General features: G+C 63.7%; 16 protein-coding genes. 10 read left to right on the top strand and 6 right to left on the bottom strand.

Annotated features, from left to right (window positions below):
- Nucleotides 1–19 precede the first annotated feature (19 nt).
- Nucleotides 20–889 (bottom strand): pirin family protein, encoded by an 870-nt coding sequence (locus tag H1D44_RS02360; protein ID WP_181513228.1) that lies wholly within the window; start codon nt 887–889, stop codon nt 20–22.
- A 126-nt stretch (nt 890–1,015) separates the two neighbouring features.
- Here H1D44_RS02360 and H1D44_RS02355 point away from each other — a divergent pair, with 126 nt between their 5' ends.
- Entirely contained in the window at nt 1,016–1,963 is a 948-nt protein-coding gene (locus tag H1D44_RS02355; protein WP_181513227.1) for a LysR substrate-binding domain-containing protein, read from the top strand.
- A 41-nt stretch (nt 1,964–2,004) separates the two neighbouring features.
- Here the strand turns inward: H1D44_RS02355 and H1D44_RS21135 are convergent, their stop codons facing one another.
- Nucleotides 2,005–2,130, bottom strand: a complete 126-nt coding sequence (locus H1D44_RS21135; RefSeq protein ID WP_275299062.1) for a hypothetical protein — start codon at nt 2,128–2,130, stop codon at nt 2,005–2,007.
- Nucleotides 2,127–3,335, bottom strand: coding sequence for an MFS transporter (locus H1D44_RS02350; protein ID WP_181513226.1), 1,209 nt, complete (start codon nt 3,333–3,335; stop codon nt 2,127–2,129). The genes H1D44_RS21135 and H1D44_RS02350 overlap by 4 nt, the downstream gene beginning before the upstream one ends.
- Nucleotides 3,336–3,496: 161 nt before the next feature.
- On the opposite strand from H1D44_RS02350, the gene H1D44_RS02345 reads away from it, so the two are divergent.
- From H1D44_RS02345 to H1D44_RS02305, 9 genes are all read left to right on the top strand, one after another.
- A complete protein-coding gene (locus tag H1D44_RS02345; protein WP_181513225.1) occupies nt 3,497–3,676 on the top strand; it encodes a hypothetical protein in 180 nt (59 codons plus the stop codon).
- A gap of 114 nt (nt 3,677–3,790) precedes the next feature.
- Nucleotides 3,791–4,069, top strand: a complete 279-nt coding sequence (locus H1D44_RS02340; protein ID WP_181513224.1) for a hypothetical protein — start codon at nt 3,791–3,793, stop codon at nt 4,067–4,069.
- A gap of 77 nt (nt 4,070–4,146) precedes the next feature.
- Nucleotides 4,147–4,998, top strand: coding sequence for a helix-turn-helix domain-containing protein (locus H1D44_RS02335; protein WP_181513223.1), 852 nt, complete (start codon nt 4,147–4,149; stop codon nt 4,996–4,998).
- 74 nt (nt 4,999–5,072) lie between these two features.
- Nucleotides 5,073–6,107 (top strand): histone deacetylase family protein, encoded by a 1,035-nt coding sequence (locus tag H1D44_RS02330; protein WP_181513222.1) that lies wholly within the window; start codon nt 5,073–5,075, stop codon nt 6,105–6,107.
- Between the two features lie 54 nt (nt 6,108–6,161).
- Complete coding sequence (locus H1D44_RS02325) at nt 6,162–6,518, top strand: RidA family protein (RefSeq protein ID WP_181513221.1); 357 nt, start codon at nt 6,162–6,164, stop codon at nt 6,516–6,518.
- A 1-nt stretch (nt 6,519) separates the two neighbouring features.
- On the top strand, nt 6,520–7,461 hold the full coding sequence (gene lhpI, locus H1D44_RS02320) for a bifunctional Delta(1)-pyrroline-2-carboxylate/Delta(1)-piperideine-2-carboxylate reductase (protein WP_181513220.1): 942 nt from the start codon (nt 6,520–6,522) through the stop codon (nt 7,459–7,461).
- The gene (locus H1D44_RS02315) at nt 7,458–8,576 is read left to right on the top strand and encodes a class II histone deacetylase (RefSeq protein ID WP_181513219.1); all 1,119 of its coding nucleotides are present in this window, start codon (nt 7,458–7,460) and stop codon (nt 8,574–8,576) included. Before lhpI ends, H1D44_RS02315 begins: the two co-directional genes overlap by 4 nt.
- Before the next feature lie 27 nt (nt 8,577–8,603).
- Nucleotides 8,604–9,572 (top strand): branched-chain amino acid transaminase, encoded by a 969-nt coding sequence (locus H1D44_RS02310; protein ID WP_181513218.1) that lies wholly within the window; start codon nt 8,604–8,606, stop codon nt 9,570–9,572.
- Nucleotides 9,573–9,664: 92 nt separating this feature from the next.
- Nucleotides 9,665–10,693: an Lnb N-terminal periplasmic domain-containing protein gene (locus H1D44_RS02305; protein WP_181513217.1), complete on the top strand. Its 1,029-nt coding sequence runs from the start codon at nt 9,665–9,667 to the stop codon at nt 10,691–10,693.
- Between the two features lie 237 nt (nt 10,694–10,930).
- Here H1D44_RS02305 and H1D44_RS02300 read toward each other — a convergent pair whose 3' ends face one another.
- The 3 genes from H1D44_RS02300 to groL form a co-directional block, all read right to left on the bottom strand.
- On the bottom strand, nt 10,931–11,665 hold the full coding sequence (locus tag H1D44_RS02300) for an RNA methyltransferase (protein WP_181513216.1): 735 nt from the start codon (nt 11,663–11,665) through the stop codon (nt 10,931–10,933).
- Between the two features lie 48 nt (nt 11,666–11,713).
- Nucleotides 11,714–12,745, bottom strand: a complete 1,032-nt coding sequence (locus H1D44_RS02295; RefSeq protein WP_181513215.1) for a sensor domain-containing diguanylate cyclase — start codon at nt 12,743–12,745, stop codon at nt 11,714–11,716.
- A 161-nt stretch (nt 12,746–12,906) separates the two neighbouring features.
- A complete protein-coding gene (gene groL, locus H1D44_RS02290) occupies nt 12,907–14,550 on the bottom strand; it encodes a chaperonin GroEL (protein ID WP_181513214.1) in 1,644 nt (547 codons plus the stop codon).
- Nucleotides 14,551–14,577: the final 27 nt, after the last annotated feature.

Below are 14,577 nucleotides of genomic sequence, written 5' to 3'. Positions count from 1 at the left end.
GTCCCAGGCGGCGGGGCCGCTAGCCTTCCAGGCGGCCGAACTTGCCGGCCTGGAAATCGGCGAAGGCCTGATGGATCTCGGCGTCGCTGTTCATCACGAAGGGGCCGTACCCCGCTACCGGCTCCCCCAGGGGCGCCCCGGCGAGCAGCAGCAGCTTGGCGTCGTTGTTGGCCTCGAGGCCTATCTCGTCGCCGTCTCGTGTGAAGGTCACCACGGCTTCGTCACGCACCACGGCGTCACCGTTGACCTGAACCGTGCCCTCGAGTACCACCAGTAGCGTGGTGTGGCCCTCGGGGATTCTCAGGGTCGTTTCGCCGCCCGCCTCCAGCCGCAGATCCCACACCTCGATCGGTGTGAAGGTCTGGGCCGGCCCTTCATGGCCGCGGTACCTGCCGGCAATGACCCGCAACTCGCCGGCGCGCCCAGGCAACGTCACGCGGGGGATATCGGCGTCGAGCAGCGTCTGGTAGGCCGCGGGGGCCGACTTGTGTTCGGCCGGCAGGTTGACCCATAGCTGCACCATTTCCAGGATGCCGCCCTGCGCGGTGAAGTCGCCGGAATGGAACTCCTGGTGGACGATGCCGGCCCCGGCGGTCATCCACTGGACGTCACCCTCGCCGATACGACCGCCGCTGCCGGTGGAGTCGCGATGCTCCAGCTCGCCCTTGTAGACCAGGGTGACGGTCTCGAAGCCGCGGTGCGGGTGAGCGCCGACGCCGCGCGGCCGGCTTGCCGGCTTGAAATCATGCGGACCGGCATGGTCGAGCAGCAGAAAGGGGCTGAGGTGGTCGGCGCCGAGGCGGTCATAGCTGAACAGCGAACGCACGGGAAAGCCGTCGCCGACCCAGTGGCCGCGGGGGGCGCCATAGATGCCTTGGATCTTTTTCATGGTCTGGCTCCTGCATGGATTGGGCGGTTGCCCGATACAGGAAGCTTATGAGGAGAACGGAAGCGGCAGTAGAGGGTATAATTCACACTCTGCGTTCCATGAATAGGACAATAAGGGCGGAACGATATGCAGGACCTCAACGACCTCTACTACTTCGTGCAGGTGGTGGACCACGGTGGGTTTGCCCCGGCTGGCCGTGCGCTGGGCATTCCCAAGTCGAAGCTGAGCCGCCGCATTGCCCAGTTGGAAGAGCGCCTCGGCGCCCGGCTGATTCAGCGCTCGACGCGCCAGCTTTCGGTTACCGAGTTGGGTCAGGCGTATTACCGCCACTGCGCAGCGATGCTGGTAGAGGCGGAGGCCGCCGAGGAGCTGATTCAGCGCAACCTGGCACTACCGCGTGGCACGGTTCGCCTCAGCTGCCCGCCGAGCCTGCTGCACTACCTGATAACGCCTCTGCTGGTTAGCTTCATGGCCCAGTGCCCTGACGTGGAGGTTCAGGTGGAGGCCACCAGCCGCCGGGTGGACGTGATCAAGGAAGGCTTGGACATGGCCATTCGCGTGCGCTTTCCGCCGCTCGAGGACAGCGATCTCTCGATGAAAGTGCTGTCACGCAGTCCCCAGCGGCTGGTGGCCGCGCCGACACTGTTCGATGAATGGTCGCTGCCGCGCGCGCCGGGCGATCTGGCCGGGCTGCCGAGCCTCGACTTCGATCAGGTGGGCAGGCAGCACGACTGGGTGCTCGACGGCCCCGACGGTGTCACTGCCCAGGTTCGACACCACCCCAGGTTGGTTACCGATAATGCGGAGACGCTGCATCAGGCAGCGCTGGCCGGGCTGGGAGTGGTCAAGCTGGCCTTGCTGGTCGCCGGCAGCGATGTGAAGGCGGGTCGTCTGATCGATGTGATGCCCGGCTGGGAGCCGAGGGGCGGTATCCTGCACGCCGTCTTCCCCACGCGGCGGGGCCTGCTACCTGCCGTACGGGCGCTGCTCGACTACCTGGCCGAGAATATCGAGGAGATCGATTTCATCAGCGATACCGCCTGGGAATTGCCGCAGGGGACAAGCGGTGCGTAAACATGTTTCGTGAAGGGGAGGGGCAAGCGGCCTTGGCGAGGTCAGCAAAGCCGCACGCCGAGCAGCAGCATCGAGGCATCGGCGGTCTGCCAGCCCCACCATACCAACGCCAGGGCACCGGTCAGGACCAGCAGGGCGGCAAGCTTGAGCAGTGGGTAACGCATCACACCTGGGCCTCCTGTGAAATGGGGCGCTTGAGCGGTGCTTCACTGATGAACCAGTGCAGCAGTGCAGCGATCACCGAGAGCATAATCGCCAGCTTCCATACCACATCATAGTCTCCGTGCAGGTCGTACAGCATGCCGCCGAGCCACACGCCGGTGAACGAGCCGACCTGATGAAACAGGAAGACGATGCCGCCGAGCATGGAGAGATGTCGCACGCCGAATACCGAGGCCACGATACCGTTGGTCAGCGGCACGGTGGAGAGCCACAGCAGGCCGATGGCGATGCCGAACAAGTACGCGCTGGCCGGGCTCAGCGGCAGGAGGATGAAAATAGCGATGACCGCGCCGCGAGTCAGGTAGAGCCAGCTGAGCAGGCGCGGCTTGGAATAGATGCCGCCCAGCCAGCCGGCGGCATAGGTGCCGAATATGTTGAACAGGCCCACCAGGGCCAGCACCGTGCTGCCGACATGCACGGCGAGGCCGTTGTCGAACAGGTAGCCAGGCAGGTGCACGCCGATGAACACTACCTGAAAGCCGCACACGAAGAACCCCAGGCAGAGCAGCCAGAATCCTCGGTGTCCGGCGGCCTCATCCAGTGCCCCGCGTAGCGAGAGATCGGTCGCCAGGCGGGCCGAGGGGCGGTCCTTGAGCATGGCGCCAAGCGGCACCATCATGGCCGCCAGGGCACCCATGGCCAGCAGGGCCGCGGACCAGCCCAGCCAGCCGAGCAGGCCGAGGGTGCCCGGCAGCATGGCGAACTGGCCGAACGACCCAGCCGCGCTGACGATCCCCATGGCCATGCTGCGCTTCTCCGGGGCCACCGCACGGCCCACGGCACCGAGAATCACCGAGAAGGTGGTGCCCGAAAGTCCCAGGCCGATCAGCAGCCCGGCGGAGAGCGACATGCCCAGCGCCGACTCGGAAATTCCCATGAACAGCAGGCCCAAGGCGTAGAGCGCACCGCCGACGACCACCACGCGAGCGGCGCCGAAGCGATCGGCCAGCGCACCGGTGAAGGGCTGGGCGAAGCCCCAGATCAGATTTTGCAGCGCCAGGGCGAAGGCGAACACCTCGCGCCCCCAGCCCAGGTCGCTGCTCATGGGCTCAAGGAACAGGCCGAACCCATGGCGCAGCCCCATGGCCAGCGAGAGGACCAGGCTGCCGAGCAGTATCAGCAGCAAGGTGTGGCGGCGGAGGGCGTCCATGGCTTGATCCCGTTTGCAGGCTAACAAGCATGCACTATCGCGCTTTATCGGCAAGCTGGCAATGTCGCTATTTGGCGACTTGCTTGTAGCCGCTGTGCCACATGTGTAACGGCGCGATACTTCGCTATCATGAACAGTGTTCGCTTAACTGGAGATTCGTCATGTCACGGCGTCTGCTGTTCCCCATTCTTATCGCGCTTGCCGCCATGCTGGTGGCTGGATGCAGCTACCAGCCTGCACGTATCAAGTCCGAACCGCTCATCGTCATCGACGACAATCGCGGTGGTCATCATGGCGGCCGTTTCTGCCCGCCGGGTCAGGCCAAGAAGGGGCGCTGCTGAAGTCCCGCATCACCCATAAGTTTATTACCTCGAGAGTCGCACGCGAACCGACATCAAGACGACTCCGCGCAGGACCTAAGGGGCATCTTCCGCTTTGCCAATGAGGTTGAAGTCATGAAACTGCCCACGCGCTTGTTCACCCTGGCCTTGCTTCCGCTCATGCTCATTCTGGCCGGTTGCAGCTACTCGCCGGCTCGTGTCACTCCCGAGCCCCTGGTCGTGGTCGATGGCTCCGACCGATACTATCGCGGCGACAAGCATCGCCATCGCCACCGGGATCGTTACGTGGAGCGGCACTACTATTACGAAGACCGTTATCATGATCGCCGCTACCGTGACCGACGAGGGGGGCGCTTCTGTCCTCCGGGATTGCGCATGCAGGGGCGTTGTTGAGGTACCTTGGTTTCGCGATGCCGCTCGGCAGGGTAGTGTAGAAGTCACCCTGACCGAGCGGAAGATCCTTCATCGCCATGTCTCTTCTCGACCTGCGTGTTCTCAACCTGGGGCACGAGCATATCGCTCACGCCCACACGCATCATCAGCTGATACTGGCCACCTGCGGCAGCACGGAGCTTGAAATCGAGGGGCGAGGGAATCTCGTCACCGACGCACGTGGCTGTCTGATCCCCTGCGCGTCGCACCATGAGTACGAGGGGGATGGGCACAATCGTACCCTAGTGCTGGACGTGTCCCTGGCTGCGCTGGGGGAGATGCGCGAAGGCGAGGAGCTGGAACGGCTGTTCGAGCGCCCCTGTTTCTTTCCGGTGTCCAGCCGGCTCCACCACCTGGCCGGCAGCTTGATGGCTCAGCTCGACCAGTTTCCGGAGCTCCACAGCGAAATCGCCGCGCTGCTGCTACGTGCGCTGTATCTCCAGCTCAGAGAAGAGCGGCTGTGGGGGACGCATTCTGGAGAGCCGGTGCGACGGCCTCGGGAGCGCATCGAGCTCGAGCGCCTCAATGCCTGGATCGACCGTCACCTGGCCGATGATATCCGGGTCGAACAGCTGGCCGCGCTGTGTGCGCTGAGTCCCGGCCATTTCCATGCCTTGTTTCGCGAATTGACCGGTATGACACCGCTGTCGCACGTGCAGCGTCGACGGCTGGAACACGCGCGGATGCTGGTGTGCCACAGCGAGCTGAGTCTCGGGCATGTGGCATCGCTGGTGGGCTTTCGCGACCAGGGCAGCTTCAGTCGCGCCTACCGCCGTCACTTCGCCGTTGCGCCGTCCAGTGAAAGACGCCAGCTTCAGGCAATTGCCGAGTCTGGGGCAAATGCTCCTGATTCGAAGGCAAGCGTATCCTTGTCTCGCGTTCTAACCTGACAAGCAAGCATGAACGAACGTCAGGTGGGTGACGCCTGCCTCGTCACTCGACGCTGCTTTGCCAAGGAACCGCGATGAAGTTTTTCTACCATCCTGACCAGGAGTACCACGCTCCCGGCTCTTTTCTCGTTCGCGGGCAACTGACGTCTTCTCCCGAAGGGCCTGTGCGTGCCGAGCTGCTGGCCCAGGGTGTGGCTGCTGCCGGTTTCAGCCTCCGTGAACCCGACGACCTCGATACCCCACGGCTGCGCAACCGCCTGGCGCAGATCCATACATCGCGCTATCTGCAGTTTCTCGAATCCATCCATGGGCGCTGGCGCGAGATGCCGGGGGCTTCCGAGCTGGTCATGCCCAACGTTCATCCTTGTGGCGGCGGGCATCACTACCCGGATCATCCTGTCGGTCAGGCCGGCTGGCACATGCATGACATGGCCTGTCCCCTGGGTGCCGAGAGCTTCCGGGGAATTCTGGCCAGTGCGGCCACCGCCCAGGCGGCAGCTGAGGCGCTGATTGGGGGGCATGGCACCACCTATGCGCTGTGTCGGCCGCCGGGCCACCATGCCGGCCCCGACCGTGCTGGTGGCTTCTGCTTCCTCAACAACTCGGCGCTGGCCGCCACGGTACTGCGGGAGAATTTCTCTCGTGTGGCTATCCTCGATGTCGACCTGCACCACGGCAACGGCACCCAGGACATCTTCTACTATCGCGGCGATGTCTGGACCGGCTCGCTGCATGCCGATCCGAGCAACTTCTATCCCTTCTTCTGGGGCGGAGCCAACGAGGAGGGCATGGGGGAAGGCCTGTGCGCCAACGCCAACCTGCCGCTGCCACTAGGGAGCGATGGCAAGGTCTTCCTCGAGGCGCTGGAAGTCCTGATCGCGCAAATGGACGCCTTCCGCCCCGAAGCCGTGGTCGTGGCGCTGGGTCTCGATGCCCACCGTGATGATCCATTGGCTGGCATGAACCTCGAGACTGCGGACTTCACCGCGGTAGGCCGCCGCCTGGGTCAGCTTGGCCTGCCAGCCGTGCTGGTCCAGGAGGGCGGCTATCCGACAGAACACCTCAGCCGCAACCTGGCCGCCTTCATGGGCGGCTATGTTGGCGACTGAAGCTGGGCTGAGATAAGCCGAGCAAGATAACGAACACCAACAGGAGAACAAGGCATGACAATTCAGTACCAGGACAGCAATACTCGCATGAGCCAGGTCACCATTCATAATGGCACGGTCTACCTGGCAGGCCAGGTACCGGCCGATGCCAGTGCTGACATGCGTGGCCAGACCGAGCAGGTGCTGGCACGAATCGACCAGCTGCTGGCCCAGGCCGGCACCTCCAAGGAGAACCTGCTGTCGGCCCAGATCTGGGTGTCGTCCATGGTGGAGTTCGATCAGATGAACCTGGCATGGGATGCCTGGGTCGTGCCCGGGCGACCGCCCGTCCGTGCGGCCATCGAGGCCAAGCTGGCCAAGCCTGAGTGGAAGGTCGAGATCATGGTGGTTGCAGCCCTGCCGGGGGCCTGAGATGCGCATACTTTCTGCCGACGAGGTTGCCGCGGCGTTGCCGTGGCCCGCGCTGGTCGATCGCCTGGGCCAGACCTTCCGGGACGGCGTGGAGTCACCCCCGCGTCATCATCACGCCATGCATCGGCCGGATGGCGAAGCCACCATGCTGCTGATGCCGGCGTGGGAGCGGGCCGGCTATATCGGCGTGAAGATGGTCAATGTCTTCCCGCAGAATGCCGATCATGGGCTGCCGGCCATCTCGGGCGTCTACCTGCTCAGCGAAGGGGCTCACGGCCGTCCGCTGGCGTGCCTGGACGGCAGCGAACTGACCCGTCGGCGCACGGCGGCAGCCTCTGCGCTGGCGGCGCGGGAGTTGGCCAGGCAGGACGCCGAATCCCTGCTGGTGGTGGGCACCGGCAAGCTGGCGCCGATGGTGATCGAGGCCCATGCCGCGGTGCGACCGATCAGGCAAGTGCGGATCTGGGGGCGCAATCCGGAGAAGGCGAGTCGACTGGCGGCGGAGTATGCCGATCGCTTCGACTGTGAGGCGGTGGAGGATCTTGCCGTCGCTGCTCGTGAGGCCGATGTGATCAGCTGCGTGACGCTCTCCAGCGAACCGCTGATTCGCGGCGAGTGGCTCAAGCCCGGTGCCCACCTCGACCTGATCGGTGCGTTTCGTCCGACCATGCGTGAGTGCGACGCCGAGTGCCTGCGACGTGGCGAAGTGTTCGTCGATACCTACGCCGGCGCCCGCGGCGAGGCGGGAGACATCCTTCAGGCCGTGGATGAGGGCGCTTTTTCCTTCGATGAGATCGGCGCCGAGCTGGCGGAGTTGATGCGGGGTGAAAGGTCCGGCCGCAGCTCGGACAAGGCGATCACCGTGTTCAAGTCAGTGGGGGCTTCGCTGGAAGACCTGGCTGCCGCCATCGAGGTCTGGGAGCAGTGGGAGAAGCGTGGATGAAGGAGAGTCACAAGACGGGTTTCTTCTGGCACGAGCGCTGTTTCTGGCACGACCCGGGGGCCATCGGTGTGTTTTCATCAGCGGGAGAGTACCTTCAACCCCAGCCGGCCTCGGAGAGCCCTGAGAGCAAGCGGCGGTTGAAGAACCTGCTGGAGGTCTCGGGGCTGATCGACGAACTCGATGTACGCAAGGCGTCGCCGGCCACGCGTGAGGATCTCGCCCGCTTTCATACCGGCCGCTACCTCGATGAGCTGGAGGAGGGCGCCTTGACCCGCGGTGGTGATGCCGGGGAGTGCGCTCCCTACACGCCGGGCAGCCTGGCAGCCGCCAGGCAATCCGCTGGTCTGGCCATCGCCGCGGTGGAGGCGGTGGCGACCGGGGAACTGCCCAATGCCTATGCCCTGTGTCGCCCTCCCGGCCATCATGCCGAAGCCGACCGTGGCCGGGGCTTCTGCCTGCTGGGCAATATTCCGGTGGCGGTGATGCGGGCCAGGGCGCTGGGCCAGGTCAAGCGTGTGGCTATCATCGACTGGGACGTGCACCACGGCAACGGCCAACAGTCGGCGTTCTACGACGATCCCGATGTCTTCACCGTATCGATTCACCAGGCCGGCAATTATCCACTGGAGACCGGCGACTTCGAGGAGTTCGGTGAAGGGGCGGGGCACGGCGCCAATCTCAATCTGCCGATGCCGCCTGGGTGCGGCATCGGCGCGTACCGCTATGCCATGCAGGAGCTGGTGCTGCCCGCCATCGGCGGCTTTGCACCGGACTTGATCGTGGTGGCCTGCGGCTACGACGCCTGTGGCAAGGATCCGTTGGGCAAGATGATGCTCAACAGCGCGGCCTTTGCCGCCATGACCCAGCAGCTGAAGGCCCTGGCTGAGCGTATCAGTGATGGCAAGCTGGTCATGATCCACGAAGGCGGCTACTCCGAAGGCTACGTGCCGCTGTGTGGCCATGCCGTCATCCAGAACCTGGCGGGCAGCCGTATCGCCGTGCCCGATCCGCAGAACGACGAGATCGCCGCCTGGGCCTACCAGTCGCTGCAGCCGCATCAACGCGCCCTGATCGATGGTTGGCGGGAAGGGTGGCTGCGCGTGGCGCCTTTATAAAAGTCGAGATGGAAGTTCGAGGATGCTATGACTCCGCTTTATGATCGTGACGGCTGGATCTGGCTGGACGGCGAGTGGCTGCCCTGGCGTGAGGCGCAGACCCACCTGCTGACACACACCTTGCACTATGGCATGGGCTGCTTTGAGGGGGTCAGGGCCTATGCCGGTGCGAAGGGCACGCATCTGTTCCGGGTGGCCGAGCATACCCGGCGCCTGCTCGACAGCGCCCATGCGTTGGACATGCCGGTCGGTTTCGATGAGTCGACGCTGATCGAGGTACAGCGCCAGTGCCTGGTTCGCAACGAATTGAGCAATGCCTACCTCAAGCCCACGATTTTCTTCGGTGCGGAGGGGCTTGGGCTGCGGGCCAAGGGGCTCTCGGTCCATGTCATGGTCGCCGCCTGGGATCTGGGCGAGTATATCTCTACCGAAGCGACCCGGATCGGCCTGCGCGCCCTGACCTCCTCCTGGGCGCGGCATCACGTCAATATCAGCCTGTGCCGGGCCAAGACCAACGGACACTATGTCAATTCCATCCTGGCGCTCAACACCGCCATCAAGGCCGGGTACGACGAGACGATCATGCTCGACCCCGAGGGCTACGTGGCGGAAGCCTCCGCGGCCAATGTCTTCCTGCTGCGCGACGGCGTGCTGCATACCCCTGAGGTGACTTCCTGCCTGCAGGGCATTACCCGCGACAGTGTGATTCACCTGGCACGCGAGGTGCTGGGCATCGAAGTGCGCGAGCGGCGTATCACCCGTGACGAGCTGTATACCGCCGACGAGGCATTCGTTACCGGTACCGCCGCCGAGATCCTGCCCCTGCGTGAGCTCGATGGGCGCCATATCGGCGGCCGTAGCGGTGCTCCCGCACCGGGAGATGCGATCGCCGAGGACTCGGTCACCGCCCGGCTGCAGCGCCTCTATCGGCAAGTCACGCGTGGGGAGTCGGTCGTAGGGCCGAATGAGTACGCCAAGTGGCTGACCCCCGTATGATCGATTGATCCTTTCGAGCCATCCCGCCTGGGAGTGCGCGTCGTCCTGTCGAGGCTGCTAATATGAGCGGACTTTCGACGACGTGGAATGAGATGGCTCAGGCATTCGTAGGTTTTATCATCGGTTCAGCGCTGGCACTGGCCATGGTGTGGGGGGCCGCCGCGCTGTGGTACCGCCTGCCTGGCTCACCTCTCATGCGGCGTTTTGCCGTGGCCGGCTGGGGCTTGGCAGGCTTGGTACTGGTGACGCTGGGAGTGCAGGGCCTGTGGCTGGCCCATGGCGTCCAGCTGGTGCTGATGATGGTGCTGCTGATCTGGTGGTTCCAGCTCAAGCCGGCGCACGATCGCCCCTGGTCCGGAGACGTGGCCTACCTGGCCACTGGCGAAGTTCGGCATGACCGATTGTGTCTGCATCATGTTCGCGATTTCGACTGGCGCACCCGCGACGAGGCCACGGAGCAATGGCAGCCGCGCAGCTACGACCTCGATCGCCTCGACTCGGTCGACATGATCGTTTCCAGCTGGGGCAGGCCGGGCGTCGCCCACGTGATGATCTCATTCGGTTTCGAGGCCGAGCGCTTCGTGCTCTTCTCGGTGGAAGTGCGGCGCCTGAAGGGGGAGCGTTTTTCCGAGATAGGTGGCTTCTTCCGCCAGTACGAGCTTGCCATCGTGGCAACGGAGGAGCGCGATGCGGTGGGATTGAGAGCCAAGGTGAGGAGGGAGCGGATCTCGCTCTTCCGGCTGAATATGCCGCGTCACGCCATACGTTCGCTGCTACTGGCCTATGTCGAGGAAGCCAATGCCCTGGCTGAATCGCCGCGCTTCTACAACACCGTCAGTGCCAACTGCACCACGCTGATCATAGACATGGCACGCAGCATCGGTGCTCGCCTGCCATTCGACTACCGCTGGCTGGTTACCGACAGGCTACCGAGTTATGCCTTCAAGGTCGGTGGGCTATGGCCCGGCTACAGCTTGTCCGAGCTGGAAGCCAGGGGGCGCATTGACCCGCAGGCGAGGGCAGCCCATCGGGCTTCCGACTTTTCCCAGCGTATCCGGCGCGGCGTTCCCGGCTGGGAGAGCCTGGAGGCGAGCGCACTTGCCGAAGGAAAGCAGCGTTGAAGAAAGTGCCAAAGTGAAATAAAGAGCGCCACGAGGCGGATGCCACGTGGCGCATGTCTCCCTGGGCATGATCCATCATGCCGACTCTCCAGCACTGGCTTCCAGCCAGATCGCATCCGTGTCGAGGGTCGACAGTGTCCCTTGTCTGTTACCCCTTGAGGGCAGGACCTTTATCCCATTCAACGGTGACATTGCCATGACGGCAGGGTGAAATAACGGATAAGGGCATAGTCAAGCCTAGTCGCCAGAGACCGATTTCTCCAGTGAGCTGAGCAGGCCACGCAGCAGCGACAGCTCTTTACGGCTGGGCTGGGCCCTGGCGAACAGGGCGTGGAGTTGCTCTTCGGTACGGGCATGGGGTTGGGTCAAAAAGCCGCTGGTGTGCATCACGCGGCCAAGGTGTGCATGGAAGTGGCCGAGCTGCTCGCGGGTCGGCTGGCGCTCTTCGGCGGGGCGTGGGTTGTCATAGTCGCTGTGGGGACGTTGGCGCCAGGTCTTGTAGACCTCGTAGGCGAGGACCTGCACTGCCTGAGCCAGGTTGAGGATGCCATAGTCGGGGTTGGCTGGAATGCTGACCTGATGACTGCAGAGCCGAATTTCATCATTGGTCAGGCCGAATCGCTCGCGGCCGAACACCAGGGCCACCGGGTCTGCCATGGCATGCCCCACGAGGTCGTGCGCCATCTGTTCGGGCTCGTCATAGTGGGGCAGTGGCAGGCTGCGTAGCCGAGCGCTGGCGCCCACTACCTGAACGCAATCGGCAACGGCCAGTTCCAGTGAATCGACGACGCGGGCAGCGTCGATCACGTCTTCCGCGCCTGCGGCCAGGCGCGCGGCTTCGGCATCGGGGAAGCAGCGCGGATTGACCAGCACCAGGTCGTTCAGGCCCATGGTTTTCATGGCACGGGCCGAGGCGCCGATATTGCCGGGATGATAGGTCTGGACAAGGACGATACGGATATTGGCGAGCATGGGTCGGCTTGCTGTCTGGGGAAAGAGACGATGGTAGCGCAAAGCGGCTCAATTGGAATGGCGAGTAGACGGCGCCGGGCTGGTGGTGCGTCGGGTCTGCTTGGCGAGATACATGGCTTCGTCTGCCCGGCCCATCAGGGCGTCGATATCGCGTTCCCCCATTAGCGAGGTGGCAACACCAACGCTGGCCCCGCCATATTCGAGCTGGATGACGCCCAAGTCGAACGTTCCGCGGGTCAAGCCCGTCAGCCGATGTGCAATCACCTCGCGTGCCATAGCGGAGTCCGCAGTGCCGGTATTGCCGAATACGACGAACTCGTCGCCACCGATACGAGCGACGACGTCACCTTCCCGAATGCCGGCCTTTAATGTCTTGGCGATCTCGATGAGGAACCTGTCGCCGGCATCGTGTCCATGCTGATCGTTGATCCGCTTGAAGTCGTCCAGGTCGATGAAGGCGAGGTGGATGACGCTTCCCGTGCGCTCGGCGTTGGCCAATGCGCGCTGCAGTTCGGTTTCCATGGCGCGGCGGTTGGGAATGCCTGTCAGAGGATCGGTGAGCGCGTACTCCTTGAAGGTCATGTGCTCCTGCTTGAGTCTCTCGAGGAGCCTGTCTCTTTCAAGCTGCCTTGCAATCAAGCGGCTGAACATAACCAGCAGACGACGAGACTTGGGGGAGACGGCTTTTTGGCTCTTGCTGGCGCCACACAGGGTGCCATAAAGTTCATCGTGACCGATGCGCACCGGTTCGCTGATGTAGGTCTTGAGACCGAGAGCCTTGGCCGCGATGGAGTCTCCCCAGCAGGCCTCGACGTCATCGGTGAAGGGACGCTTCTCGTCCAGCGCGCGTTTGCAGAGTGTGTCTCCCCAGGGCACGGTCAAGCCGGCGGGTATGTCGAGATCCTTGCTGTTGCGAGAAAACACGACATGCTGCACGCCACGTAGCGCGTCGATGTGGGTGAGGTAGGTGGACTCCAGCCCGGTAACGGCTTCCAGCAGCTCGAGTAGAGAATTGACCAGGGATTCAAGACTCTCTTCTTCGGCGACCGCCTCTGCCAACTTGTCCAGTACGTCAACCATGCTCGTCTCGTTCTCGCGTGCGCTCGGTCGTGGTGGCAGCGTGGCCGTCCGTTTCTGCCATGGTAACGTTTTTGAAATCGAGTGAAAGCCCGGAGATACCCCCCAAAAACAACAAGCCCCGCACGATGGCGGGGCTTGCGAAGGGCTAGGGAGTGGCCAGCTTACATCATGCCGCCCATGCCACCCATTCCACCCATGCCGCCCATGTCCGGAGCGGCTTCTTTCTCTTCCGGATCGTCGGCGATCATGCACTCGGTGGTGATCATGAGGCCAGCGACGGAACCGGCGGACTGCAGCGCAGTACGGGTCACCTTGGCCGGGTCCAGCACGCCCATGTCGAACAGGTCGCCAAACTCGCCGGTCTGGGCGTTGTAGCCGAAGTTGCCTTCACCCGCTTTCACCTCGTTGAGGATCACGGAGGCTTCCTGGCCGGCGTTGGTGACGATTTGACGCAGCGGAGACTCCATGGCGCGCAGCGCGATGGCGATACCGTGGGTCTGGTCCTCGTTCTCGCCCTTGAGCTCCTGGATCTTGGTCAGCACGCGCACCAGGGCGGTACCGCCGCCAGGCACCACGCCTTCCTCGACCGCAGCGCGAGTGGAGTGCAGGGCGTCTTCGACGCGGGCCTTCTTCTCCTTCATCTCGACTTCGGTGGCAGCACCGACGCGGATGACGGCAACACCGCCGGCCAGCTTGGCGACGCGCTCCTGCAGCTTCTCGCGGTCGTAGTCGGAGGAGGTCTCTTCGATCTGCGCGCGAATCTGGTTGACGCGGGCTTCGATGTCGCCCTCGTTACCAGCGCCGTCGATGATGGTAGTGTTCTCCTTGGACATGGTGATGCGCTTGGCGCTGCCCAGGTGATCCAGGTTGGCCTGCTCCAGGGTCAGACCCACTTCCTCGGAGATCACGGTGCCGTTGGTCAGGATGGCGATGTCCTGCAGCATGGCCTTGCGACGGTCGCCGAAGCCCGGCGCCTTGGCGGCCGCGACCTTGACGATACCGCGCATGTTGTTGACCACCAGGGTGGCCAGGGCCTCGCCTTCGATGTCCTCGGCGATGATCGCCAGCGGCTTGCCGGACTTGGCGACGGCTTCCAGCACCGGCAGCAGTTCGCGGATGTTGGAGATTTTCTTGTCGACCAGCAGCAGGTAGGGGTCTTCCAGCTCGACCGCCATGGTGTCCTGGTTGGTCACGAAGTAGGGCGACAGGTAGCCGCGGTCGAACTGCATGCCTTCGACGACTTCCAACTCGTCCTCGAAGCCGCGACCTTCGTCGACGGTGATGACGCCTTCCTTGCCGACCTTCTCCATGGCTTCGGCGATGATTTCACCGATGCGCTTGTCGCCGTTGGCGGAGATGGTGCCGACCTGGGCGATGGCCTTGGAGTCGGTGCAGGGCACGGCCAGGGCTTCGATTTCCTTGACCGCGGCGATGACGGCCTGGTCGATGCCGCGCTTCAGGTCCATCGGGTTCATGCCGGCGGTTACGCCCTTCATGCCTTCGGTCACGATGGACTGGGCCAGCACGGTGGCGGTGGTGGTGCCGTCACCGGCGACGTCGGAGGTCTTGGAAGCGACTTCCTTGACCATCTGGGCGCCCATGTTCTCGAACTTGTCTTTCAGCTCGATTTCCTTGGCCACGGAGACGCCGTCCTTGGTGACGGTGGGTGCACCGAAGGACTTCTCCAGTACCACGTTGCGGCCTTTCGGACCCAGGGTGGCTTTCACGGCGTTGGCCAGGACATCAACGCCACGGGCCATGCGCTTGCGGGCATCATCGGAGAATTTGACTTGTTTCGCTGCCATTTTTCGTTACTTCCTGTGAGTTCGTGA

The sequence above is a fragment of the Billgrantia kenyensis genome, from assembly GCF_013697085.1.
In the GTDB taxonomy this organism is placed as follows: Bacteria; Pseudomonadota; Gammaproteobacteria; order Pseudomonadales; family Halomonadaceae; genus Halomonas; species Halomonas kenyensis.
The sequence above is the reverse complement of the archived record's forward strand: the minus strand, read 5'-3'. Positions and strand labels throughout refer to the sequence as shown.